We start from the raw sequence: 26,132 nt of genomic DNA on the forward strand, positions 1-26,132 counted from the left end.
GAATTTCCGAAATTGTGTTTTGATATTTATCCAAAGTAGCCATTTATGAATACCTATCGCTTCAGTTTTAATAATAGCAAAAAAACCTCAACTATTCTATTTTGGTTTTTTACCACGTTGTTAACTATTCCATTAACAGCCGCCATTTTACTGGCACGTTCACACCCACCTTTCCCGGCCTGGCTATTGCTGATCTCCTTACCTTTAATGTTAGTCGCCATTTACAGGCTGTTTAAAGTGGTCTCCGAAAGGCAGTCCACAGAAATTGTTTCACTAAGTAAAGAAGGCTTTACCAGCCTCAATTTCGGTTCCGCTTTATTTTCGGAAATACACACCATTCGGATTCCTGTAAGGGAAATAGGGCTATTGGGGGGAACACCGTTCGACTATTACAAAAAAACAGATGCTGATTTTCCTTACCTAGAGTTTTCGATCACCACTCAGGATGGGAAAATGTTAAAGTGGATATTGAATGAGTGGGGTGGGCTTTATAACTCAAAAGAAGACTTTTCAATTTTCTTTAACTTTCTCACAGCGCTAACTGATCGGCTGTATCAACTTTATCATGTTAAGGAACCATATAACAGCTATTTAAAAATTCTTGACGAAAAAGGTTCTTGGGAAAAGCGAGGTTAATTTTGCCAATAACGAGCGTAATTACAGCGCCTCTAATGAATGCTTTTTGATCCATTTCCGTTTGCTTTGTTTCGTCATCAGTCAATGGAATATTTTCATCATTTTATGGCACTGTTGCCACACTGACAGTACAACTCATTCTACTTTTTAACTTATCCTTATCCACCGGCCGTATTTCGACTTTAATGGTAACTGGAAATCTTTCAACCATTTTCACATAATTCCCGCTCTGGTTGTTAGTTGAGTTAAAAGGAGATCCATTTTTTAATTTGCCAATCTCTAATACTTTCCCCGAAAGACTAATTTCAGGTATATCATCCATAATAATTTTAACAGATTGCCCCTTAAGCAGATGTTGCACCTGATTTGATTTGAAATTGGCAGTAATATAAAAGTCTTCAACCCCATTAATTTCTCTGACATTAAGATAGGCATCATCCGTGAGTTCAAAATCTCCATCTTTTGATGGAATAATCCGGCTGTTTAACAAAATTTCAGACCATTGTTTCAAAAAATCAGCTGGAAATTTTGTTGTTTTCATTGAAACAAGAACAGTATGCCTGCAGGTTTTGCCATCTATAATGTAAATAAGGGTAGAAATGGGTATTTCCTCTGATTTAAGCGTTCGGTTTTCCAGACTGATCAGTCTATAAGGAAGGGGCTTGCTTTTATTTTCTGCCAGGAGCGTAAAACGAATGCCTTTGTCTTTTGATAAGTCATGGGATATATTAATGCTGTCCAGTGGCTTAGTATTTTCGGTGATGTCATCATTTAATATCATCACCATTTTTCGCCAGCTTTCTTTCTTATCATCTTTAAGATCCCACTTTTGATGACGACGAGAAAAATCAGTTTGGACTGATAATTTCCTGTCAAGTTCCCAGCCCTCAGCTTTCGGCCAGCGGAGATCTATATCTTCCCTATTAGATTGCGCTTTTGCTAGCCCGAATATTAACAGCAGAGCGCTTAAAGTAACAGTGTTTTTCATTTGTATTCAGTCATGTAGATGCATTAAAGTTAATATTAAATCGTTTTCCCAGCAAAACACCACATAAAAATAACTTCGACAGGCCATTTCCACGTTACCTAATTCGGTGAAAAATCAAGGTTTAAGTTTCCTCCTTCCCAGCCAGATGAAAAACCCCGTAACAGGCAAACTTGCAGAAATCAGGCTGGCAAAAAATGCCAGGAATTTCCCGGTTAGCCCCAATGCATTGCCAGTATGAATATCATAGTTTAGCAGACTTAGTTTCTCTCCGTTGTGCTGCTCATCAAACGTAGCAGTTTTAAGAATCCGGCCAGTGTGTCTGTCGTATTGCCGAATTAATGAACGATAACTCCGCCCATTGTCGATATAAACATTTAATACTCCCTGAGGATTACCGCCAGGGGGATAGATGTAATAAGCTCTGGCATTAGGCTGGTTTTTTCTCACTTGATTAAATATTTTGTCCAGCGGAGGCTGATCTGTCACAAGTGTGGTATCAGATAACACCTGTTTTGGGCTTTCATAGGTTACCCCCCCATTGGCTACCCACTGTAGGCTTCGGTCGAACCATTCAAAGGCCATGGCTAAACCTGTAAGCGCAATTAATAAAGCCAAAATCGTGGCGTAAAAGCCGCTGATACTATGCAGATCATAATTTTTCCGCTTCCATTTTGTAGAATTTTTCCAGCGGAACCAATATCTTTTCTTGGCTACGTTTTTATTTTTAGGCCACCAAAGGACAATGCCAGTAATCAACAGGACCACAAATACCATAGTGGCAATTCCGGTAATCATTTTTCCTACGCCACCAGCAAGCAGTAAATTACAGTGGAGCATCAGTACTACATTAAAAAACTCAAAAGTGTTATCTTCTACCGCAATCACTTCAGCAGTGTAAGGATTAAGATAAGCAGTCTGATGATAGACAATATTATCCCATTCCCATATACCGCCCGTTTTATCCTTATATGCCCTGAACTGATAAGTATCACCCGGCTTAGACCCGGTACTGAAACGTCCGATTGTTTTATCCTTTCCCAGGGATAGTTGAGCTTTTGCCCATAATTCACTCAGTGGTTTTAGTGTAGTTCCGTTTTCTTTTACACTTAGTTTTTGGCGATAAACAATCGGCTTCAATTCATCGGCAAATGCATAGATACAACCAGTTACGCCCAAAATAAATACGATGACTCCGGATAGTAAGCCAAGCCATAAATGAAGTTTTCTAATCTGTTTTTTTAGCATCAGGGGGAAATCAGTATAAGCTGTATCATAAATTTCAAAAGGTTTATGATACAGCTTTATGTCTTTATTTAGAACCTAACGGTCAGGTTAACAGCAAAATTGGAAGGTCTCTGTGCATTCCATTGTGAGTCCCAATATTTTTCATTGGTCATATTATTAAATTTTGCACCAATTCTCCATTGCTCGTGGTCATAAAATACAGTCGAGTTAAGCAAGGTATACTCTGGAGTATAAGCCAAGTTATCTGCTAAGCGGAAAGAACGATCTACGTAATTACCACCAAATCCAAGTCCAAATCCCTTTAACTGATTCTGAAAAAGATACGACACCCAGAAATTCGCCACGTTGTTCGGCGAATTCTCCGCTTTATTACCATCCAAGGCTGGATCATCAGTTTTCAAAATGCGGTTGTTATTATAGGCGTATCCTAAAGCTATATTCAATCCTTCAACCGGATTGGCTATCAATTCAAAATCAGCACCTTTGCTACGCTGTTTTCCATCCTGTACTGTCAATAATTCTGCGGTAGTCCTGGTTGCATTATTAATCTCTATATTATAATAGCTTAATGTAGCGCTCAGTTTTTTGTCGAACAGTTCTGTTTTGATCCCTCCTTCAAATTGTCTGGCGAAAATAGGATCCAGAACCTTTAGTGAACCATCTGGCTGGTTTACCGGAGCCGAATTCTGGAAACCACTCATATAATTCGAGAATACCGACACTTTATCATCGATCAGCTGATATACTAAGCCGAGTTTTGGCGCCACTGAAGTTTGTTTATACCCTTTATCAGTGTCATCAATAGCTTTTCGGTCAAAATGATCCACCCTCAGGCTCAGTAAGGCCGAAAATTTACTGGTAAAATTCACCACGTCACTTACATAGGCGCTCGCCGTTTGCTGGTCCGCAGTCGGATAAGTCTCCATTTTCGTTAACTTGTCGATGGTTCCTTTGGTTACAGGTGCAAATTTACCGGTAACATCTACCTGGTCGATAACATCTACATTAGAGGTAAGGAATTTACCTTTATAGTACCGATAGTTTAGTCCGATCAATATCTTATGCTTAATGGTACCTGTGGCCAATTCACCGGTTACGTTTTCCTGAATGTTAGTGTAATTGTTATAGAGCGGACCGTATACAGAAAAGGCTCTTGTCGCTACCGTTGGCGACCTCCACAGAACGGGGCGCTGATAGCTATAGTCCACATTTTCGCCGGTGAAGGAGAATAAGGTTTTCGACGTCCATTTATCAGCTAACTGGTAATCGGCTACTGCGAAAAACTTGGTTGTATAACCTTTAGCATCGGCATCATCATGGTACAAAGTAGAGCGGTAAGCCAAAGGAACATCTGCAGCACTTTTAAAATTTGCTGCAGGGTATACAATATGATTCAATGGCTGTGTATTGTTGAATTTTAACAACTCAGCATCAAAGTTGAAAGTTAAGCGCTCATTTGCACGATAGCTCAGACTGGGAGCAACCAGGGTTGTATTATTAAACCCATAGTCTAAAAAACTTTTTTCTCTATTTACTGCGGCATTAACCCTGAATAAAACAGTTTTTTCGGAATTAAGTGGTGTATTTACATCCACAGTGATTCTATTCAGGCCGAAGCTTCCGACAGTATAGGAAAGTTCAGATTTGCCTGTTTCAAATGGCTTTTTAGTGACGACGTTAACCACACCACCAAAAGAAGATGCTGAAGCACCGAACAATGTGCCGGATGGACCTTTTAACACTTCTATGCGTTCGATATTGGCAACATCAATACCTGATCTCTCCGTAGTGGTTTCCATACCATTGCGGGCATTGGCACCTATGGAGAATCCTCTGAATCTAACCCCGAAACCTCCTGAAGGATAGATTACCGGCACTGCACCAGTTGCATTGCGTATGGCTTCAACGGGAGTAACAACCACCTGTTCTTTCATCAAATCAGAGGTCACCACGTTATACACCTGCGGGTTTTCCAGGTTTTTAAGCTGCATACGTGCAACGTACTCGGACTCTTTTGAAGCGAATTTGTTCTTTTTGTTGCTACTTACAATAACTTCGCTCAGCTCTTTGGAACTACTGGAAATCACGAAATCCACTATAGCCTGTTCATTAATCTTGACTTGAACTTTCTGGCTTCCAGTAGCGTAACCCACATAACTTACGCCAACCATGTAATTTCCTGCGGGGATATTTTTGATGATGAAAGTTCCGTCTTCATCGGTATGGGCTGTTCTTAGTCCCTTTACAGCTACTGTTACATTGGATGCCGGCTGGTTATCAGATGTGCGGACAGTGCCGCGGATACTGCCACGATCAGACTGAGTGATCACAATCTGATTCCCGGAACGTTCAAACCGTAAACCCGTTTTGGCATTTAGGGCAAAAAGAAGCTGGTCTATTTTCATTCGCGGCGACTGCAAGCTTACCTGTTGTTCGGCTGCTACAAATTTTTTACTGTAAACAAAACGAAATGGGGTTTGTGCCTGCACCTGCTCAACAATAGCAGCAAGCGTAATGGTTTTTGATGAGAGCGTTATTTCTGAATCACTATTCTGGGCATAAAGCTGTCCAATGGCACATAATAACGTTACGAGTAATGTTAAATATCCTTTGGCTGAAAGGAAACTAAATTTCATATTTTTGATTGTTTTAAAATTGGATTGATTGATCGTCGAATAATTAATTAAATCTGTTTTAAACACCGGGTTCTGTTAGCGCAGGCCCGGTTTTTATTTAAGTAGTGTTCATTTCTCCTTTTTTGTTTGAGTTATTTATTGATGTAAATTGTTTTTCCTTTTTGAGTAAAAGTCAGTTTCCCAGCTTTTTTTAGGAGCGTTAATACCCTGGAAAGCGGTTCATTTTCAAATTGTGCAGTGATGAGCTGCTGTGTATCATTCGCTCTGTTCTTGAATGTAACTCCATAAAATTGCTCAAGCTCATTCAATACCTGTGCTACAGGTGTTTCTTTAAACAGGAGAATATTCTTTCTCCATGCGTCAGTTTCTGTTGTATCAATATCCACCGGCTGGCTGATGGCATCTGATGCAGGGAAATAGCATAGCTGCTGACCGGGCAAAAGCAATTGCATTAGTTTCCCTTTACGCTCAAAAGAAATCTTTCCACTATTTAAGGTAATTTCTATTCTAGATTTATGTCGGTTTTGTTTAACGTTGAAATGCGTACCAAGGACTTTTATTTGGCTGTTATTTCCTGTTTTTACCACAAAAGGATGTTTAGCGTCTTTTGTAACCATAAAAAAAGCATCTCCTTGCAGCAGTTTTATGGTTCTTTCGGAGGTAAAGTGCTCCGGATAACTAACTACGGATCCTCCATTGAGTTCAATTGTACTGCCATCCGGAAGTATCAATTTTGCTTTTTGTCCCATAGCGGTAGCGGTTGTTTTCCATATGATATGACTTTCAACCTCAGAATTAACCTTGGGTTGGTAATACTTAAAAAACAAAGTAAAGACACAAGCAATTAGCACAGAGGCAGCTATACCTAACTGCCATTTCCGATTGGCTTGCATTTTCTTGTGCGATTCAACTTTTTCGTTGAGCGCGGCTGATGCCCTTTCCTTGATGATCCTGTCTGCTTGGGTTGGAGGTGTAATTGGGAGGTCTTCGGACTGCTCCAGCCACTGCTCAACAGCAGTTCGTTCCCGCTCGGTACAGGTTCCATTAAAGTACTTTTCCAGTAGGTCATGATTCATACCACTATAGTTACCAAAATGGAACGCAGCACTAAACAAAAAAATAAGTTCCTAGAATTATTACTTTAAACAACTGTAAATCAGACAAAAAAAAAAAAAAAAAAGAAAGGAATTATAAAAAAGTATGGAGCTTTTTTCTGATGCTCCTTAACGCAGTTCCAATGTGATATTCAACCATACCCAAAGAGATGTTCATTTTTTCAGAGATTTCCTTGTGGCTCATGGCGTGATTTCGACTCAGTAAAAATATCTCTCTACGTGGTTCGGGTAGGGTGTTGCAAAATTTAGAAAAATAAGCATTAAGTTCTTTAAATTCCATTTGTATAGCCGGATGCTCGTTGTTCACTGGCTCTGTAGACAGATCTGTGATTTCCAACTTGGCTCTGCTTTTATTGCGCATGAAATTGAAAGCCTTTAACTTGGCGGCACCATGCAGGTACTTAGAAATGTCCTGTACATTTATGGTTTCTCTGCGTTTCCAAATAGAAAAGAAAATATCCTGAGCCAATTCCTCCGAATCGATTTCAGAACCCGTATACTTCAAACAAATATGATACACACTATTCCAATATTTTTGAAATAGTTCATTAAGTATCCGCTCATCAATAAAAGTGCAGGCATCTAAATTTGCACCATTAGTATTCAGCATAATGTTTGATTTGTCACAAAGATAATTATTTAGACTTATTATAAATAATTTAAAAAAATAAACTCAACCACTCTCTGGAACATTGCCTTCTACCGGGCCACCAGGTTAGAATAATTCCTAAAATAAGAATGACGCTAAAAAGGAATAATGATTGATGTATATTTACACACTATATACAATGGAACTCAAATTTAAGCCCTTAATTTGATTCACTTATCTCGATATCACAAGTGCAACACTTTTAAAAACAATTAAATTCATTTCAATTCTGTTTAAAAAGGGCAATCGGTCTTATTGCTGAGCAAAAATATTTATACCTTGAATCCATCAAGGTCGGATAAATTGATCGACCAGACAATTAACCATAATATGAAAAAGCAACTTTACCTGTGTGTGATTTTATTTGTTGTTGAACTATGCATGTTTACAACAAAAGGCTATTCCCAAATCCAGGCGGATGTGATTTGGAAAGATGTGGATGGCGTGTCGATGCCAGTGCCTCCTAAGGTTCATCCCCGCTTGTATATTCGTGAACAACAAGTTCCTGACCTAAAAAACAGATTAAACGATCCTGAACTGAAAAAAGTTTGGAACGACATGATCAAAATGCAGGAAGACTGGAAACCAGAGGAGATTCCGGAAGTCAAAGATTTTCGTTTCTTTTTCAACCAGAAAGGTCTTACTGTAAGAGCGGAATTAAAGGCTTTGAACTACTTGATGACCAAAAATCCAAAAGCAGGCCGAGAAGCCATTACTATGATTATCGATACCCTGGAAACGGCAACCTTTAAAGAGGCTGGTGATATTTCGAGAGGGATTGGCTTGTTTATGGTAACAGGGGCCATTGTGTATGATTGGTGCTACGACCAATTGAAACCTGAAGAGAAAACGCGTTTTGTTAAAGCCTTTGTTAGGTTGGCCAAAATGCTCGAATGTGGTTATCCGCCGGTAAAGGACAAGTCTATTGTAGGACATGCTTCAGAGTGGATGATTATGCGTGACCTACTCTCGGTAGGGATTGCTATTTATGATGAGTTTCCTGAAATGTATAACCTGGCTGCTGGCCGTTTTTTCAGCGAGCATCTGGTTGCCCGCAACTGGTTTTATCCTTCGCATGCCTATCATCAAGGCATGTCATACCTGAATGTAAGGTTCACCAATGATCTTTTTGCCCTTTGGATATTAGATAGAATGGGTGCTGGCAATGTATTCAATCCGGGACAGCAGTTTGTTCTTTATGACATGATTTATAAACGCCGCCCGGATGGACAGATTATGGCAAGTGGTGATGTAGATTACTCTAGAAAAAAGCCCAAATATTATTCACTACCGACATTCCTTGCAGGTAGTTATTATAAAGATGAATACCTGAATTATGAATTCCTGAAAGACCCCAGGGTTGAACCCCATTGCAAATTATTCGAATTTTTATGGCGCGACACTAAACTAGGTAGCCGTAAACCAGATGATTTGCCGCTTTCAAGATATTCTGGCTCTCCTTTCGGATGGATGATTGCCCGTACGGGATGGGGTCCGGAAAGTGTGATTGCGGAGATGAAGATCAACGAATATTCCTTCCTGAACCATCAGCATCAGGACGCAGGTGCATTCCAGATTTACTATAAAGGTCCGCTTGCAATTGATGCAGGCTCGTATACTGGCTCTTCGGGAGGCTACAACAGTCCACACAATAAAAACTTTTTTAAACGAACTATCGCACACAACAGCTTGTTGATTTATGATCCCAAAGAGATTTTCAATTCAGCGGGATATGGTGGGCGTGACCATTCAGAATTTGCCGCCAATGATGGTGGTCAGCGTTTGCCTGGAAAAGGTTGGACTGCGCCACGCGATCTTAAAGAAATGTTGGCAGGCGATTTCAAAACGGGCCAAATTCTTGCTCAAGGCTTTGGACCTGAGATTCAGGCTCCAGATTACACTTACCTGAAAGGTGACATTACCGCAGCTTACTCAACTAAGGTAAAACAAGTAAAACGTTCATTTCTATTCTTGAATCTTAAAGATGCTAAAGTTCCGGCAGCGATGATTGTTTTTGACAAGGTGGTTTCTTCTAACCCTGATTTTAAAAAATTCTGGCTGTTGCATAGTATCGAGCAACCCGAAATTAAGGGCAATCAGATTACTATAAAACGTACAAAAAATGGTGACAGCGGAATGTTGGTTAACACGGCATTACTACCTGATCTAGCTAATTCAGATATCAAGTCTGTGGGTGGCAAGGGTAAGGATTTCTGGGTATTTGGTACCAATTACGCCAATGATCCTAAACCGGGCACCGACGAGGCGTTAGAGCGTGGTGCATGGCGTGTAGAAATCACACCTAAAAAGGCTGCAGCTGAAGATTACTATCTGAATGTGATGCAAATTGCCGACAACACACAACAAAAGTTACATGATGTTAAGCGTATTGACGGCGACAAAGTAGTTGGTGTGCAGCTTGCAGATCGGATAGTTACTTTCAGTAAAACTTCCGAGACTATCGACCGCCCATTTAACTTTTCTGTTGTTGGAAAGGGAACATTCAAATTTGTGATCACCGACCTTTTAGCTGGCACCTGGCAGGTGTTGAAAGACGGAAAGGTATTTCAACCTGCGCTTTCTGCCCGGAGCGATGATGGGGCCTTATATTTCACAGGAACTGAAGGAACTTATCGTTTTCTGAGATGATCAGCTTATTTGTAATATTTAATTCCATACTTAAAAAACAAAAGCCGCCTTTCATAATGAAAGACGGCTTTTGTTAGTATCATCCGATCATTTTAACCCGCCAGAAGGCCTCCATCTATTGCCAACGTAGTGCCTGTTATGAATTTAGCATCATCTGACGCCAGGAATAGGACAAATGGTATTATATCGGATTCATTAGCCAACTTTCCATTAGGCATCATCGCGGCAATTTTCTCGAGTTGGCCTGGTGTCTTTTGTACTTCCTCTAGCCATTTCTCCGTTTGTATAACGCCTGGTGCAATGGCATTAACGCGGACTTGATTACGTGCATTCTCTAAGGCAGCAGCTTTGGTTAGTCCAATAACTCCATGTTTAGCGGCTACATAAGCAGCCAGATGTTGCCCAACTCCCTTTAGCCCTGCTGTACTTGCCGTATTGATAATACTTCCCCCGGATCCTTTCATTGCTTGTATTTCGTGCTTTAAAGCATAAAAAGTACCCGTCAAGTTCAACCTAATCGTATTTAAGAATTGTTCGGCCGAAGTGTTTTCAATGGCGGATATGCCTAAATTTCCGCCGGCATTGTTAAACGCCACGTCTAGCCTCCCATACAAACGAAGGGTTTCCTTCACCATATGTGAGACCTGCGCTTCAACAGTCACATCAGCCTGAATAAAGGTAGCCTCGCCCCCCTTATTTCGTATATCGTTTTCAACCTGAATTCCCTGTTCTGCACGTCTCCCGCAGAAAATGACCTTAGCTCCTTTAGCTGCAAAGGCTTTGGCGGCAGCGGCTCCTAATCCGGAAGTCGCCCCTGTAACAATAATTACTTTGTCTTTCATATTTGTACGAATTTTAAAATGAAGTTTTTATGATTTTTCGGCATTAGTTTTCATGAGTGCAAATCCTATCGCAATCATCCAGATATAAGAACCGAATCGAACAATCGGCAGTAATATGAACGCCTGTTGAAATATCAATCCGAAAATGGAGAGCTCTGCCAATACTGCAAGCACCAAGCCCAACCAGGCGATCCATGCCGGGCAGTATTTTAACAATAGACAAGGAACAGAAATTCCGGCCATTAATAAGCCTAAAGGCAATAGGTGTGCTATTCCCCCCGTTGCAAAACCGAGTAGCCGCAGCACATTTATAATACCTGGCTCATCTGCAATCCCCTGTTGGCATAAAACCCAACTGAAAAGACTAGAAATACTCACCCACAAAGACGCTGTTATTCCACCAAATAATGCGATGTTTAGTCCAGCTGCATTTACGCCCATGGTTTTTATTTTGGTAACCACTGCCGCGGTAAATAAGCCCAGGGGGATTGCGGCACCAAATTGCAGGAAAGCATTGGTTTTTAGCGCCCCGGGGAAGTCACGCAGTAGTTGCTGGATTTTTCCGATATCGGCAAATGGCGAGGGAAATCCCGATCCATTGGAAAGTAAAGGAAAAACTATAAGGCTTGCCATAAACAAAATGGCATATATAAGGGCAGTGATGCCCGGATTAGGGCCACGGTATTTTTGACCCCAGTGAACGGTTTGACGTGTTGTAGCATTCATTTTAACATCATTTTAGTTGTCACACTTTAACAGATAGTCCTGATTGTCTTTCTCTCCCCAGTATGGGCTGAGTATGGATGTCGAATTTTGCTTTTTAGCAAAAAGCAATTGGGCCTTTTCGAAATAGGGTTTCGCTTTTTTCTTCCCACCGCCATATAATACAGGCCTGTTGAATAGGGGAATGCCCTGTAGGTAATAAATTCTGGGATTATCAGGATTTATTTTCTTGGCTTTTTCAAGATTTGCATTCATGACATCCAGATACTTTTTCCAGCGATTTGCCGGGTCAACTAAGAATCTGGAGAAACCAACATACGCTGTCAACACCAGGCTTTCGTCATTTGGGGAACCAAGGCTATTCAATATATTAAGGTAGTTTTCTGCCTGGTCCAAAAACTGATCTTTCCGTTTAATATCTGGTTCTTTTATCGCTGTGTAAGCATTTGCATAAGCTGCATAGTAGTTGGTGGCCCATTCTTTTGGCCATTTAAATGCAATCATGCTGAACTTATTGCTTGCCTCGACCATAGTTGAAACCTTTGTAGCTGATTGTAGCTCCTTATAAGCCATATTCAGAGAGGTTTCCATGTTTTGTGCTTTTAATGATGATGCTGAAAGGGAGAAAAGCATAACTCCCAGAGCAGTTCTGATGTTTTTTTTCATTTTCTGTTGTTTATTTATAGTTCATCTTTTTTGAATTCAGAGATAGACAGGTATACACCAAAGAAAATAGACCTGTATTGCGGAGGAAGTATTGGGCTTTTGAAGTGCCCATCTGCTGAATAGCGGTAGCCCAATACATTTTTATAATTTGTGAGATTATCGATGTTGACATACCAGGCAGCAAACATCTTTCTGATATTGGTCAGATAGCTTACTTTAAAAGACAGGTTTTGATATGCCGGAGATTTTTGTTGCAGAAACGAGGTAGCCAATGGATTATAATAGGCTCTTCCATTGGCATAATTGTAGCCTATAGAGAAGACTGTATGCAGTCTTTCTGGATAATATCTGGCTATGAGGTTGAGGTTATGTTTGGAGACAAAATCAGGAGTAGTTAATGAAGGGTAGTTTTGGTAATACCTTTTTGTATCAATAAAGCTGTAGGTGATCCAATAATCGAAGTCCTTTACTGAGGATTTATCACGCCAAAAAATATCAATCCCCTTGGCATGTCCGTATCCTGAATTATCCACTATTCCAAGATCATAACGGTATGGATTAGGACGATACATGGTTCCACTCTCCCTAACCAATTTGCTATAATCTTTATAAAAGGCTTCTATGCGAAAGGACCGGTTACCGGCTATCCATTCATAATTCACAATATAATGAACCGCCTTTTGTTGTGAAGGCCGGTAACCTTGTAGCAGGTACAAATTTGGTGCTGATTGATAAAATATCCCTCCTGCTAATCCTAACTGACTATGAGAAGTTATTTTGCCGGCTAAAGAAAGTCGAGGGGCGACATTTTCATTTCCAGACAGCCTGCTGTATTCAGTTCTTATTCCAGGTTTGATGGCAAACCATCCAAAGGGTTTGTATTCAGCCTCCAGGTAACCCGACACCTGAGTTTCGCTAAATTTTCCTTGATGTATATAGAATTGTTGTTCATAATTATAATACGCTAATTCTGTCCCTGTTGTAATCTTAAACTTACTTGCAGCTTCCCAACTCAATTCTGCGCGCACCTGACCACGAACATCAGCTCTGGTAAAAGTGGTATCAGCCCATTTTATATGATCATTATTGTTACTAACCGCAGCTGCTATAAATAGCTTTACCTGATTGCTAAACCAATAATTGTAAGATCCATTGATGATGGTATTTTTATTACGTAGATCGAATCTCAACAATGAACTAACATCGTTTGGATTTGAAATGGTTGTTCCACTGTTACTGTTATTATAACCAAGGCTGATTTTAAATAATCCTCTATCAGTTCTTGATATCCATCTGGAGGAAATTCCGGTGGATTCGGGCGCAGAATAAAAATCATAATTGGTATTCGATAAGCAATAGTATGGGCCATAATTGGTATAATTACCATAAACCTCAAGCGCATTGTCTCCCATCCTTTTGGATCCGCTTAACATAAAACCACTAAGATTGATCCCAGCAGAAAGCATTGTCTTTTCAGGCAAGTCTGTTGTTTGTAAATCTAATATTGATGAAAGCGCCTGCCCATATCTTGCAGAATACCCTCCAGTACTGAATGAGGTCCCTTTTAATTGGAAGGGATTAAACCTACTGCGTTGACCGACTCCGGGTACATTGCTAAAAAATGGATTCTGAACAATGATGCCATCTATTAAAACTATGGTTTCACTGGCATCTCCCCCTCTCACAAACAATCCAGTTTGATCTCCTCCATTTCGTTGTACACCTGGTAGGTTTTGTATAGCAGCTATAATATCACCCTGCGAGCTTGCATTCGATAAAAGGTCAACTGGTTTGATATGGCTGAGTATCCTATCATTGTTAGCATCCATATTGCCGGCTGTTATTTCTATTTGAGCCAAAAGATGCCCAGGGCTTTGTTTTAGTTTTAAATGAATGACGCCAGAAAGCGTATCCATATTTAGTGGATATTGTAAGGTTTCGAAACCTAATGCTGAGGCTTGCAGTAGCTGTTTTCCTTTAGTAGTTGTCGACAGCTTGAAATAGCCTAAACTATCAGCGCTTGTACCGTCCATTGTAGCGCTCACCGAAACATTTGTATAAGGGATAGGCTTGCGGTGTTCATCTGTAATACGCCCTTTGATAATCGTTTGACAATAAGAGTTCATTGACGTGCAGATCATGATCATTACCAGCATTCTATTTATAATTCTTCTTATTAATGTAGTTTGCATTACAAACCAAAATAAGCAAAAAAAAGCCTCAGCATCTTTTTCGCGAAAAAAAGGTGTCCTAAGTGAATCAGGACCAGGATTAGACATGAAATTTCCGATCATATGTGTAAATATTTTTTGATGTCCTTTACATATTTTTCAAACGCACTTTTGCCTTTTTCAGTTAGTTTACATATAGTATGTGGGTAATTGCCCTTAAAAGTTTTTACAACTTCAATGTACTCTGCCTCATGCAATTTCTTTATCTGGTGACTCAAGTTTCCCTGCGTAGTCTTGGTCATTTCCATTAAATAAGCAAAGCCTGCCTGTTTCATTTTTATCAATACAGAAACAATCGCTAATCTTACAGGAGTATTTAAAACAGGGTCAAGATCGTTATACATTTAAATCAATTATACTTTAGTGTATTTAAGTAAGTATCCCGGAATAAGATATCCCGTTATCACAGCAATACCATGCAGCAGAGAACGATATTGTTCTGGAATTAAAATACTAGTCAGGGCAAAAATAAAAAATAATATCCCTCCGGCTATCAAAGGCTTAAAATTTAGGTTCAAACCGGAAACGAGTGTACCTATCCCCCCTATCAGCAAGGTATAAGTAAATGGTTGCATTTTTTGGGAAAGACTAATAAATACTGTCAGTACAAAGCAGATACCCAATACAAACCATAATTTTTTCAAGTAACTGGCGAGATAAGTTTCTGAAGTTTCCCTTTCCGAACGGTAATAGCGAAAAGTGAGAACTATCCCTGTCAATACAAGAACTGGAAAAGGTAGGAAGAAAAGACTAGAGGAGGTAAAAGCATGCAATGCAAAGAATGACATACTCGCCAAGGCTATGACCCAACCCCATATTAGGTAAAGAGTACTATAGCTTCTTAGCTGATCTTTAGTCCGTAAAATAACATCTGAAATTAATTTCAGACTTTGTAAAGGATTCATTTCGTTTTCAATCGTTTCCATAAATTCAATCTTTTGATATTCAAATTTAAATATAGTTTGCAATGCAAACAAAAATTTTAGACAAAACACCGGTAAACGTCTATTTTTAACCGGTAAATCCAACTTCTGATCTTTCGAAGGTTTCATTATAGAAATAAACATCTAATTTTAACTAATAAAAGAAAATTGAAATATCAAGGATATGTACAATATTAAAGCAAAAGCTGATAAATAAAAGATTGTTTTAATCAATTTTCGTTAGCTTTAGCTATCAAATCAGGGATCAGTTGCATATCAATAAAAAACCAAATGAAAAGGAGCTTTTGGAGGCAATCGCCAATGGAAATGAAATTGCTTTCAAAACCATTTACGATGCTTACTTCAAAAAGCTATCTGCTTACCTATACAAATTGTGTAAGTCGAATGATGCTACGGAAGAAATGGTTAATGATGTATTCCTGAAAATCTGGAAAAACAAATCCTCCTTAAACCATATTGAATCCTTTGAAGCCTACCTTTTCACAATGGCGAGAAATAAGGCCATTGATTATTTACGAAAACTAGCTAAAGACACCAACCTGATTACAGAACTAACTGCTCAAATCCAGGAATCTCATAATGAGATTGAAGAAAGACTCGATGCGACAGCCCTCAAAAATTTGATTGAACAATCTCTGGCTCAACTTTCCGATCAAAAAAGAAAGATTTTCAAAATGAGCAAAGAAGAGGGCTACAGCTACGACGAGATAGCCGAGGAAATGCAGCTTTCAAAAAGCACCATAAAAAACCACCTTTCCGAAACGCTTAAACATCTAAAAAAGCAGGTAGATCCAAAATCAGGCAGAAGTTTTCTATTATTGGTTATGCTGATCAACCTGCTTGATTAAAAAAAATAAAAAAACTGGCAGTACGATTTCAACTTTGCTTCGTCATGTAGATAAGCAAGCTAACCAAATGAATTTTTCCCGCTTAGAATACTTATTGAACCAGTATGCGTTAAACCAATGTTCCAAAAAAGAACTTCTGGAATTAATGAGTTTAATTGGCCACTATGAGTCGACCGAAGATCTTGAACTGAGTTTACGGAATATCTGGAACGGGCTCAACGATCAGGACGAAGTTCCCCCTATTGATCAGGAAAAGATTTATGCGAAAATCATGGCTTCGCAAGATTCCCCTATATTGAAAAAAAACTGGCTTTGGCGCCCCTTGGCCGCAGCAGTGATTGCAGTTATATTGTTGGGTATTGCATTTTACAGTTTCAATGGTAGCCAAGTTCTAAACCAGCTTATCGCATTAGCCAAGCCTGTAAAATATCAGATCACACCTGGAACCAACAAAGCTACTTTAAGGCTCGCAAATGGTTCTATTATAAACCTGAACAATTCTGCTGAACCTAGCTTAACAAATTATGGAAATATCCAGATCAAAAAGAATAGCAATGGACAAATTATCTACCAGGTCATCGCAGACAGTACTGATACCAAATTGGCATCAACTTATAATGTATTTACAACACCAAAAGGTGGGCAGTACGAAATTATTTTGGCAGACGGTAGTAAAGTATTTTTAAATGCCAACTCATCACTCACATTCCCAACAGCCTTCTCAGCCACTCAAAGAGATGTAGTACTTAAAGGAGAAGCCTATTTCGAAATTGCAAAAAACAAAAAGAAACCGTTTAAAGTAAGCGCAAACGGGACTGAAATTAAAGTACTGGGTACACATTTCAATGTGATGGCCTATGAGGACGAACCTTTGTTAAAAACCACTTTATTTGAGGGATCGGTTCAGGTTAATACGCATACGACGACAAAGGTGATTAAACCGGGCCAGCAAGCGGTTACTTACAAGAACCAAAGTACGATTGACATTAATGAATCCAAACCGGATGAGGATTTGGCTTGGAAAAATGGTTATTTCCTTTTCCAGGATGAAGGAATTGAAAGTGTTATGCGTAAGATAGCACGATGGTATGATGTTGAAGTTGTTTACAAAGAATCTATCCCCGGAGGAGAGTTTGGGGGAAAAATTTCGCGTTATAAAAATATTTTGGATGTCCTGAAACCACTGGAACTTACAGGATCAGTCCACTTTAAGCTCGAGGGAAGGAGGATCATTGTGACACAATAGTTCTACTCTTCCAACGAGCCAATAAAAAAGTCAGGAGCGTTTCTCACACGCCCCCGACCGAAGCTTTTTCTCAAAAGCTATGGGTTAAAAAACGACAATTCTTCTAAAAACCGAGTATTAATTAACCACTAACCAAATGTATAAAATTTATGCTGCATTAAAGTGCAGGAGGAACTTCTCTATTCCGTCCAAATTCATTTTAACTATGAAACTCACGTTTGTTTTACTAACAGCCGTATTTTTACAAGTCGGGGCCAGTACCAGGGCTCAAAACATCTCCATCAATAAACAGAGTACTTCTCTAAAAGAGGTGTTTCAATTGATCGAAAAGCAAACAAGTTTTACGGTCGTTTATGATTCCAAAATTATAAAAGCTACAAAACCGTTTAGCCTGACAGTAAAAGATGTATCTATTGAGACACTGCTCAATAGATGTTTGAGAGATCTTGATCTGGACTATGTCATTTCGATGAACACCATTGTAGTTCGTAAGAAGCCAAATACACCAGACCTTGTTATGATAACCAGGGTTACCGGAAAAGTGGTCGATTCAAAAGGAACGCCCATCCCTGGAGTAAGTATCCGGATTAAGGGTAGCAACAAAGGAACTTCCACTGATATGGATGGTAAATACACCATCGACGTACCCGAGCCGACAAGCATTTTGGTATTTACATCTATTGGCTATAATGTAAAAGAACTATTAGTTGGCAATGAGAAAGTGATAGATGTGACCCTAATGGAGGAAGTAAAGTCACTAGATGACATCGTGGTAATTGGCTATGGGACTGTAAATAAAAAAGACCTGACCGGTTCTGTTTCCAGCATTAAAGCCGACGAAATCTCCAAAAGCAAAGTAACTTCTTTCCAGGAAGCTATACAGGGTAAAATGGCGGGCGTACAAATCTCTTCAAGCTCCGGCGAACCTGGCGCAGCAATGAACATTTCGATACGTGGTGCAAACACCATTTATGGTAGCACCAGTCCCTTGTTTGTAATTGACGGCATTCCTTATGATGCCAATGCCAACGAAGTGGGTACGGCAAGTATCGGTAATAAAACATCTGCCAACCCGCTGGCCAACTTAAATCCAAACGACATCGAGTCGGTAGATGTGCTTAAAGATGCCTCTTCTACCGCCATTTATGGATCAAGAGGTGCCAATGGCGTGGTGATCATTACTACAAAAACTGGAAAATTAGGCGCCCCTAAAATCGACTATGATGGCTATATGAGTTTCTCTAATGCGACGAAAAAACTAGGGGTACTTAGTCCGGATGAATACCTGGATTATCGCCGCATTGTCAGTCCGAATACCATTTTATTCTATAACGACACCAATAAAGATGGATTGTACAATGAGCTTGATGAACCAGTGGACTTAAGTAAGCTGGAAAAGCACGATTGGCAAGATGAAACTTTGCAAACTGGTGTTTCGCAAAATCACAATATTTCTTTTAGCGTTAAAAAAGATAATACCTCCTATGCCGGTGGCATAGGTTACCTTGACCAGGGCGCGATTGTTAGAAACAACGACTTTAAAAGATACTCAGCCAGATTAAAGGTCGATCAGGATTTCAATACTAAACTCAAAATTGGCTTAAACATCAGTTTATCGCAAACCGGACAAGATGGAGCAAGTCAAAGCGGTGGTGGTGACGGGTTATTCAATGGTATTGTCCAAAACCTTGTCATTTCCAAACCCATAGAATTTTACGACCCTCTCTGGGACAGGGCTGGCGCCTATATCTCTCCCCTAACCATGATTGATGATGCTTATAAATCTGCAGCTACCGTACAAAATAACATTAGTGGCTACCTGAATTACAAATTCATTCCCGGATTAACACTTAACATTTCCGGTGGTGGAATTCTGACCAGCTCAAAAACCAAAGAGTTTTACGGTAAAAAAACAAGCTGGGGCGTTGGGGATAATGGGCTAGGCATTATCCAAGACCAAAAAGCAGCTTCTATATTCAATACCAACCAATTAACTTACGAAAAATGGTTTAACAAAAACCATTACCTCAATGCCATGATTGCTACAGAGATCAATCAGTATACTTATGAGTATTTCTCTGTGCAGAAATCTAATTTTGCCGATGAATCGACAGGTATAGATGACATCGCTAAGGGAACAATTGCCAAGGGATCTGCCTCTTACAAAGATGTAAATAGGAGGTTGTCTTATTTTGGAAGGCTGAATTATACCCTACTTACCAAACACTTATTTACGGGTACTTTTAGAGCAGATGGTTCGGATAAATTTGGAAAGGGAAAACGATTCGGATACTTCCCTTCTTTTGCCTATGGTTGGTTAATTTCAGAAGAACCCTTCTTGAAAAACAGCAAACAGATTAGTAACCTTAAGCTGCGTTTAAGCTATGGGGAGACTGGAAACGAACGTATAGAATCTTATAGATACCTGGCCAGACTGGAGAATGCCTTTTACAATGGTGAATTAGGCCAGGCACCTGCTTCGAGCGCAAATCCTAATCTAAAATGGGAAACCACCATTCAATACAATGCCGGAATAGACCTAGGCTTGTTTAACAATAGAATTGAGCTTACACTGGATGTATACAGTAAACAAACCAAAAATATGCTCTTACCTGTTTATGTACCTGGCAGAACAGGTTATAACCAGCAATGGCAAAATATTGGCCGTGTAGACAATAAGGGGATAGAATTCCAGATCAATACTAAAAATATCAAATCTAAGGACTTCAATTGGGAAACTTCCTTTAACATCAGCAGCAACAGAAACGAAGTAAAGGACATTGGAAATATTGGCTATATCCCTGTTACGATGGGTGGTGGCTGGATTACCAACGTTGGACGTGTAACTGTTGGACAGCCAATCGGTACCGCTTATGGTTATGTTTTTGATGGAGTTTATCAGATCAATGATTTCACCTGGGATAACAATAGCGACCCTACTATTCCTCACGACAAGCGCTTCTATGTGCCTAAACCTGGTGTGGTACAAGTTACCGGTGTAAATGTCAGACCTGGATCTTCTAAATTTAAAGATTTAAATGGCGACGGCATTGTGGATCTGGACAATGACAGAACCACCATCAGCAGAAGTACACCTAAATTTTTTGGTGGACTAAACAATACCATCCGCTACAAAAACTTTGATCTTAATATTTTTCTGGAAGGTGCTTATGGCAATCAGATCTTCAATGAATCGAAATACAGACTTGAAGGTGGCGTTTCCAGCACCTGGATGAACATCAATAAAGATTTCTTCTACAATCGCTGGACCACGGAGAACCCTAGCAACACTTATGGTGATTTTGGTGACTTGAATAAGACCGCAACGCTAACATCTAGTTATTTTGTTGAAGATGCTTCCTATCTCAGATTGAAAAATGTTTCCATAGGCTATCGTTTCTCAGATGACCTGATGAAAAAAATTGGTGTTGGCAGTGCAAGGATATATGTAAACGGATCAAATCTACACACCTGGACCAAATACACGGGTTATGACCCTGAAATACAATCTGAAAATGCCCTATTGGCCGGTTTTGACAGGATTTCTTATCCTCGTGCCAGGGTGTACACAATTGGATTAAACGTTGGATTTTAATTATTAAGACATGAAAAGACATATATATATTGCAATCATAGGCCTCACTATACTGGGCAGTGGCTGTAAAGACTATTTAGATACCAAACCTCACTCTTTCAATACCGTAGAAAATTTATACAAAACACCTCAAGATGCTGAGATTGGCCTTACGGGATGCTATAGCATTTTGAATGCTCAAAGTATACAAGGAACCGGTTTTGGCGAATCTTTTACCGTAAAAATGCCAATCATGTTAAATGCTGGTACAGACGAACTGGTTACACAAGATGGTTTTACAGATCCAAACTATGCACCGTTTGGAACTGCAGAGGTAAGCAGCCAGAACGAAACGATTAGAAACAATTGGTTTTACTTGTTTGCTGGGATTAACCGCAGCAATTACCTACTTGAAAACATCAATAAAGCCAATGTCCCTGAACCAAGAAAACAAGAGATTATTGGAGAGGCCCGTTTTTTAAGAGGCTTGCTCTATTTCTATCTGGCAACATTTTACGGTGGTGTACCGGTATATGAGACATCACAGCAAGATCCAAAAGCACAGCGTGATAAACTGGAAAGTGTATATCAACTGATTCTATCTGACTTTAACAATGCTTATCAAAACCTTCCCAACCGTGCTGGTATTGAGGGAAGAGCGAACAAATGGTCGGCGGCAGGTTACCTAGCAAAAGTCTATACCTATTTGGGCAGCTGCAATGAAAATGCTGTTGGTAAATCTCTGAATTTTCCCTTAAACAGCTTTGATTGGGTAAACAAATCAGAGATGTATGCCAATGCCAAGTCAATTACGGATAAGATCATTGCTGAAAGTGGGTATAAATTAACAAAGAACTACAGTTATCTTTTTAGAGAAACGACAAAATCTCAATTGGCAGAGGAATCCTTGTTCAGTATTCAATCTAAAACCAATTCGGCCAATGGCAATTATAACTTATGGTTATTTTGGCAAATACCTATTGGCAGCTCCGTTGCTGGTGGCGGTTACGGATGGTTTAGACCTACAGGCGAACTATTTTTCAAATATGACAATGCTGACGAGCGCAGAAAAAACAACTTGACCTTATATGTGGATCCACAGGGACAAAAAGAGAATATTGAAGGAATAAACTATTTCATACCCTTGCCTTGTATCGATCCTTTAAATGGAAACTACTGCGTAGGTAAATTCCGCTATCGGGATCCGATCAGCAAGTCCATTTCCAATGGTACCGCCTGGTCTGATGCTGATGTACCCCTGCTGCGATTTGCTGATATCTTGTTATTAAATGCAGAGGCCAAATATTATACTGGCGACGAGGCTGGAGCAAGAAGTCGTTTGAAAGAGGTTCGTTATCGTTCCAATCCGATCGCCATTGATGCTTTGACTACAGCGTATTTAAAAGCAAACTTTATAGATGAATTGCTGGATGAACGCTCCAGGGAATTGTGTTTTGAAGGCTGGCGCAGGATCGATTTGATCCGTTTTGGAAGGTACGAATCAACCATCAATTCCTTAACTGACTATCTGGGCAGCTGGAACCGGATTGTGCCGTTATTGAAGAGTAATGTAAAACCTTATAAAATCTGGTTTCCAATTCCGAAAACAGAGATAGAGTTAAGCCCTATAGATCAAAACCCAAAATATTAATTGTAGAAAATCCATTCACCTTTTAAACCTAAAAACTATGATACTTTTAACCAGAGTAAATAGCCTTGCTATGTTTCTATTGACCATTATTTTTAGTTTAATAAGCTGCAAACAGCAGAGTCCGGAACCCGAAAACAATATAAAAATTGCCACCAGGCAATCAGGGATCAATCAACCTAATACCTTAATTGCACCGCTTCAATTGTTAACTGATCAGAATTTTCAGAAAGGTTTTAATGTATTGCATCCGGGAACGGGCGCCATTCAGGGCCCCTTGCAATATACGACCGCCAATGGAAGTCCAATCTGGAATTTAGCCCAATGGTATAGTCAATCGAGTATTTATGGTGCTAGTCCGAGTACTTTAGCCTCTGGATCTACACAATTTGCCAATTCGGATAAAGCAATTACGATGGGCCCAACAACATCTACCGATGGTAGTCTGATTTTTGCAATAAATGGACAACACGAATTTAATAACATTTACAGAGGGGCAACTGATCCTTTTCCCGCCATGCTGGCCGATTTAAAAATAGCTGACCCAGATGGATGGCTCGGTAGCAGCACTCCGTTTTTAGGAACCCTCAGTAATGTACAGTTCAATATTGATGCTAAATTGCTGTACCATGCCCGTAACCAAAGCACTGGGTATAATTCGGCCATACATGCGGTTCAGTTTAGCTGTACTTTTTTGATCCAAAACCTAAACCCGGCGAACCCAGGTTATGGAAAATCAATGTATTTCCTGGTGATGCTTTATGATGACCGCTATGCGGTTCCGGCACAGTCAATTTCTACTGATTTATTTACCGGAAAATTGATTTATGATGTTGGGATTACCCCATTCAGCTCTACAGGACTCACAGCTGGACAATGGAAAAATATCAATGGAGACCTACTCCCACTGATTAAAAATGGGTTAACTGAAGCGTGGGGCCGAGGTATCCTTACTGATTCACAAAATTACAACGATTATAAAATCTCGTTGTTTACAATGGGTATTGAATGCCCTGGTTTAAACATACTAACGATGCAGGTGAAGAATTTAAGCTTAATAGCCAATTAACAGATGAATATCAGCATGAAAACTTTACTATTCGTCCTGATTTTCTTCTGTACACTCTCATTTAATTCAATAAGTTTAAAGGGTCAGGTTAATGGGAACATTAACCCGGCCCTGTTAAACACAAAATGGCAGGCAGAATGGATCAGTTATCCCGGAATATCTCTGAAAGATTATGGTGTGTTTCACTTCAGAAAAAATTTTGAATTAAAAAAACGACCAGAAAATTTTGTCATTCATGTTTCGGGCGACAATAGATATCGGTTATATGTTAACGGAATTGAGGTAGCTATAGGCCCGGCAAGGGCCGACCTTAATCATTGGAAATTCGAAACCATCGACATTGCCTCTTATCTAAATGAAGGAAAGAATACGTTGGCAGCGGTGGTTTGGAATTTTGCTGAATATGCTCCACTGGCACAAATAAGTAACAAAACAGCTTTCATTGTGCAGGGTAATACTACAAATGAAATGATCGTAAATACCAACAGTACCTGGTTGGTATTTAAAAATGATGGTTATACTAAACCTACAAAAAAGCCCTTACGCACCGTTGTTGGTCAGGGAGAATCCCTTAATCTAGCCCATTACCCTCATGGATGGGAACAAACTTATTTTAAGGATACACATTGGCTTAGTCCTAAATTACTGGGGCAAGGAATTCCTTATGGCAAATTTGGCGATTGGGAATGGATGCTGGCAGCCAGAGACATTCCTTTTATGGAACACAAACTGCAGCGATTGTCCACTATCCGAAAAACAGAAAACATTCCTGCTGACCAGAAATTCCTAAAGGGAGAATCTCCTATCCGAATCGCTGCAAACCAGAAAGCAAAACTCCTGATAGACCAGGCTTTTTTAACTACGGCTTATCCGGAACTAATCGTATCGGGCGGCAAAGATGCGATAATTACCCTGGGTTATGCCGAAGCGCTTACAGATTCAAAGGGCATTAAAGGGAACAGAAATGAAATTAAGGAAAAATCTGTTGATAGTGATTACATCGATACTTTTATAGTCGATGGATCGTCAAAAACTCATTTAAAGACACTCTGGTTCAGAACTTTCAGGTATCTGGAAATCAGTATTGAAACAAAATCGGAACCGTTGCTACTCAGTGACCTATTTGCTTACTTTACGGCCTACCCCTTTAAGGAGAATGCTTACTTTAAAAGTAGCGATGCCAGCTTGCAGAAAATATGGGATACAGGTTGGTGTACGGCACGTTTATGTGCTGGTGAAACTTATTTCGATTGCCCATACTATGAACAGTTGCAATACATTGGCGACACGAGGATTCAATCGCTCATTTCACTCTATGTTTCTGGTGATGACCGCCTAATGCGTAATGCAATAACTCAATTTCAATATTCCATGTTGCCGATTGGTCTAACCCAAAGTCGTTATCCGGCACATCAGCCACAGGTGATACCACCATTTTCGTTGTATTGGATTGACATGGTACACGATTATTGGATGCACAGAAACGACGTCACTTTTGTAAAGCAACAGTTTAATGGTATCCGAAATGTATTGTCCTGGTACGAAGGCCAGATTGCTCAAAATGGAATTCTTGGTCCCTCAGACTGGTGGAATTTCATCGACTGGTCTTTCCAACCATGGGACAATCAGTATCCTGTAGGTGGCAGCCCAAAAGGTATATTAAAAGGCAATTCGGCTATTTTAACATTGCAATATGCTTATGCTTTACAACTTGCAGCCCAGCTATTTGAGCAGAATGGCTATCCTGAGCAGGCCAACTCTTATGTTAAAAAAAGCCAATTGTTACTTGAAAAGACCAGGCAACTTTGTTGGAACCAACAGAAAGAGCTTCTGGCCGATACGCCCGAACAAAATAGCTACAGTCAACACGCCAATATCATGGCCGTACTTACGGGTATGTTCAGTGAAAAGGAAGAAAAACAGGTAATGAGCAAGATCCTACATAACCAGGAGTTGACTGAATGCACCTTATATTATAAATTTTACTTGTTCCGTGCGATGGATAAGGCCGGATTTGGAGATGACTACCTACAGCAACTGGGGCCCTGGAAAAAAATGATAGATCTGGGCTTGACTACATTTGCTGAAACTCCCGAACCAACCAGATCAGATTGCCATGCCTGGAGTGCAAGCCCCAATTATGATTTCCTGGCTCTGGTTTGTGGCATTAAACCCGCTAGTCCGGGCTTCAAAACTGTACTGATCAGTCCACAATTAGGATCCTTGAGTTTTGCAGAAGGAAAGGTTCCGCATCCGGATGGGGACATCCTGGTCAGCTTAAAGAAACAAGGTAAAAATGGTTTATCTGCTAACATCAATTTACCGGGCAAACTCACTGGAAGTTTGGTATGGAAAGGCAAAACTGTGCCCATCAATTCGGGCAAACAAACAATTGTTATACAACCGGACACACACTAATTAAT

General features: G+C 39.9%; 19 protein-coding genes. 8 read left to right on the forward strand and 11 right to left on the reverse strand.

Going from position 1 to position 26,132, the window contains the following annotated elements:
* Positions 1–45 precede the first annotated feature (45 nt).
* Positions 46–636, forward strand: a complete 591-nt coding sequence (locus BLS35_RS21735) for a hypothetical protein (RefSeq protein WP_090785519.1) — start codon at positions 46–48, stop codon at positions 634–636.
* Between the two features lie 103 nt (positions 637–739).
* Here BLS35_RS21735 and BLS35_RS21740 read toward each other — a convergent pair whose 3' ends face one another.
* The 5 genes from BLS35_RS21740 to BLS35_RS21760 all read right to left on the reverse strand — a co-directional run bounded on the left by BLS35_RS21740 (position 740) and on the right by BLS35_RS21760 (position 7,230).
* Entirely contained in the window at positions 740–1,624 is an 885-nt protein-coding gene (locus tag BLS35_RS21740) for an HlyD family secretion protein (protein ID WP_090785522.1), read from the reverse strand.
* Positions 1,625–1,738: 114 nt separating this feature from the next.
* Positions 1,739–2,869, reverse strand: coding sequence for a PepSY-associated TM helix domain-containing protein (locus tag BLS35_RS21745; protein ID WP_090785524.1), 1,131 nt, complete (start codon positions 2,867–2,869; stop codon positions 1,739–1,741).
* 68 nt (positions 2,870–2,937) lie between these two features.
* Complete coding sequence (locus BLS35_RS21750; protein WP_090785526.1) at positions 2,938–5,505, reverse strand: TonB-dependent receptor; 2,568 nt, start codon at positions 5,503–5,505, stop codon at positions 2,938–2,940.
* Positions 5,506–5,636: 131 nt separating this feature from the next.
* The gene (locus tag BLS35_RS21755) at positions 5,637–6,581 is read right to left on the reverse strand and encodes a FecR family protein (RefSeq protein WP_090785528.1); all 945 of its coding nucleotides are present in this window, start codon (positions 6,579–6,581) and stop codon (positions 5,637–5,639) included.
* A 112-nt stretch (positions 6,582–6,693) separates the two neighbouring features.
* A complete protein-coding gene (locus BLS35_RS21760; RefSeq protein WP_090785530.1) occupies positions 6,694–7,230 on the reverse strand; it encodes a sigma-70 family RNA polymerase sigma factor in 537 nt (178 codons plus the stop codon).
* A 369-nt stretch (positions 7,231–7,599) separates the two neighbouring features.
* Between BLS35_RS21760 and hepB the strand changes: the two genes are divergently transcribed.
* Positions 7,600–9,918, forward strand: coding sequence for a heparin/heparin-sulfate lyase HepB (gene hepB / locus BLS35_RS21765; protein ID WP_090785532.1), 2,319 nt, complete (start codon positions 7,600–7,602; stop codon positions 9,916–9,918).
* Positions 9,919–10,010: 92 nt separating this feature from the next.
* Here the strand turns inward: hepB and BLS35_RS21770 are convergent, their stop codons facing one another.
* The 6 genes from BLS35_RS21770 to BLS35_RS21795 all read right to left on the reverse strand — a co-directional run bounded on the left by BLS35_RS21770 (position 10,011) and on the right by BLS35_RS21795 (position 15,306).
* Positions 10,011–10,760 carry an SDR family NAD(P)-dependent oxidoreductase gene (locus tag BLS35_RS21770; RefSeq protein ID WP_090785534.1) on the reverse strand — a complete coding sequence of 250 codons (750 nt, stop codon included), beginning with the start codon at positions 10,758–10,760 and terminating at the stop codon, positions 10,011–10,013.
* Positions 10,761–10,787: 27 nt separating this feature from the next.
* Entirely contained in the window at positions 10,788–11,486 is a 699-nt protein-coding gene (locus BLS35_RS21775; RefSeq protein WP_090785536.1) for a hypothetical protein, read from the reverse strand.
* 12 nt (positions 11,487–11,498) lie between these two features.
* Entirely contained in the window at positions 11,499–12,149 is a 651-nt protein-coding gene (locus BLS35_RS21780; protein WP_090785538.1) for a hypothetical protein, read from the reverse strand.
* 14 nt (positions 12,150–12,163) lie between these two features.
* The gene (locus BLS35_RS21785) at positions 12,164–14,275 is read right to left on the reverse strand and encodes a TonB-dependent receptor (protein ID WP_165973371.1); all 2,112 of its coding nucleotides are present in this window, start codon (positions 14,273–14,275) and stop codon (positions 12,164–12,166) included.
* Positions 14,276–14,439: 164 nt separating this feature from the next.
* Positions 14,440–14,724, reverse strand: coding sequence for a winged helix-turn-helix domain-containing protein (locus BLS35_RS21790; protein ID WP_090785542.1), 285 nt, complete (start codon positions 14,722–14,724; stop codon positions 14,440–14,442).
* Between the two features lie 9 nt (positions 14,725–14,733).
* Positions 14,734–15,306, reverse strand: a complete 573-nt coding sequence (locus BLS35_RS21795) for a hypothetical protein (protein WP_090785565.1) — start codon at positions 15,304–15,306, stop codon at positions 14,734–14,736.
* Between the two features lie 266 nt (positions 15,307–15,572).
* On the opposite strand from BLS35_RS21795, the gene BLS35_RS21800 reads away from it, so the two are divergent.
* The 6 genes from BLS35_RS21800 to BLS35_RS21825 all read left to right on the forward strand — a co-directional run bounded on the left by BLS35_RS21800 (position 15,573) and on the right by BLS35_RS21825 (position 26,127).
* A complete protein-coding gene (locus BLS35_RS21800; protein WP_165973372.1) occupies positions 15,573–16,172 on the forward strand; it encodes an RNA polymerase sigma factor in 600 nt (199 codons plus the stop codon).
* A gap of 67 nt (positions 16,173–16,239) precedes the next feature.
* Complete coding sequence (locus BLS35_RS21805; RefSeq protein WP_132226040.1) at positions 16,240–17,418, forward strand: FecR family protein; 1,179 nt, start codon at positions 16,240–16,242, stop codon at positions 17,416–17,418.
* Positions 17,419–17,554: 136 nt separating this feature from the next.
* Entirely contained in the window at positions 17,555–21,013 is a 3,459-nt protein-coding gene (locus tag BLS35_RS21810) for a TonB-dependent receptor (protein ID WP_090785547.1), read from the forward strand.
* A gap of 10 nt (positions 21,014–21,023) precedes the next feature.
* Positions 21,024–22,643: a RagB/SusD family nutrient uptake outer membrane protein gene (locus BLS35_RS21815; protein WP_090785548.1), complete on the forward strand. Its 1,620-nt coding sequence runs from the start codon at positions 21,024–21,026 to the stop codon at positions 22,641–22,643.
* Between the two features lie 37 nt (positions 22,644–22,680).
* Entirely contained in the window at positions 22,681–23,709 is a 1,029-nt protein-coding gene (locus BLS35_RS21820) for a hypothetical protein (RefSeq protein ID WP_090785549.1), read from the forward strand.
* Between the two features lie 15 nt (positions 23,710–23,724).
* The gene (locus tag BLS35_RS21825; RefSeq protein ID WP_090785566.1) at positions 23,725–26,127 is read left to right on the forward strand and encodes an alpha-L-rhamnosidase-related protein; all 2,403 of its coding nucleotides are present in this window, start codon (positions 23,725–23,727) and stop codon (positions 26,125–26,127) included.
* The last annotated feature ends 5 nt before the right edge of the window (positions 26,128–26,132 follow it).

Source organism: Pedobacter sp. ok626, from assembly GCF_900100435.1.
GTDB lineage: Bacteria > Bacteroidota > Bacteroidia > Sphingobacteriales > Sphingobacteriaceae > Pedobacter.

Coding starts and splice junctions, on each gene's coding strand:
- BLS35_RS21780 (WP_090785538.1), bottom strand. CDS start 12,149: ATGAAAAAAAACATCAGAACTGCTCTGGGAGTTATGCTTTTCTCCCTT.
- hepB (WP_090785532.1), top strand. CDS start 7,600: ATGAAAAAGCAACTTTACCTGTGTGTGATTTTATTTGTTGTTGAACTA.
- BLS35_RS21735 (WP_090785519.1), top strand. CDS start 46: ATGAATACCTATCGCTTCAGTTTTAATAATAGCAAAAAAACCTCAACT.
- BLS35_RS21760 (WP_090785530.1), bottom strand. CDS start 7,230: ATGCTGAATACTAATGGTGCAAATTTAGATGCCTGCACTTTTATTGAT.
- BLS35_RS21825 (WP_090785566.1), top strand. CDS start 23,725: ATGAAAACTTTACTATTCGTCCTGATTTTCTTCTGTACACTCTCATTT.
- BLS35_RS21740 (WP_090785522.1), bottom strand. CDS start 1,624: ATGAAAAACACTGTTACTTTAAGCGCTCTGCTGTTAATATTCGGGCTA.
- BLS35_RS21745 (WP_090785524.1), bottom strand. CDS start 2,869: ATGCTAAAAAAACAGATTAGAAAACTTCATTTATGGCTTGGCTTACTA.
- BLS35_RS21795 (WP_090785565.1), bottom strand. CDS start 15,306: ATGGAAACGATTGAAAACGAAATGAATCCTTTACAAAGTCTGAAATTA.
- BLS35_RS21820 (WP_090785549.1), top strand. CDS start 22,681: ATGATACTTTTAACCAGAGTAAATAGCCTTGCTATGTTTCTATTGACC.
- BLS35_RS21790 (WP_090785542.1), bottom strand. CDS start 14,724: ATGTATAACGATCTTGACCCTGTTTTAAATACTCCTGTAAGATTAGCG.
- BLS35_RS21775 (WP_090785536.1), bottom strand. CDS start 11,486: ATGAATGCTACAACACGTCAAACCGTTCACTGGGGTCAAAAATACCGT.
- BLS35_RS21755 (WP_090785528.1), bottom strand. CDS start 6,581: ATGAATCATGACCTACTGGAAAAGTACTTTAATGGAACCTGTACCGAG.
- BLS35_RS21770 (WP_090785534.1), bottom strand. CDS start 10,760: ATGAAAGACAAAGTAATTATTGTTACAGGGGCGACTTCCGGATTAGGA.
- BLS35_RS21815 (WP_090785548.1), top strand. CDS start 21,024: ATGAAAAGACATATATATATTGCAATCATAGGCCTCACTATACTGGGC.
- BLS35_RS21750 (WP_090785526.1), bottom strand. CDS start 5,505: ATGAAATTTAGTTTCCTTTCAGCCAAAGGATATTTAACATTACTCGTA.
- BLS35_RS21805 (WP_132226040.1), top strand. CDS start 16,240: ATGAATTTTTCCCGCTTAGAATACTTATTGAACCAGTATGCGTTAAAC.
- BLS35_RS21785 (WP_165973371.1), bottom strand. CDS start 14,275: ATGAACTCTTATTGTCAAACGATTATCAAAGGGCGTATTACAGATGAA.
- BLS35_RS21810 (WP_090785547.1), top strand. CDS start 17,555: ATGTATAAAATTTATGCTGCATTAAAGTGCAGGAGGAACTTCTCTATT.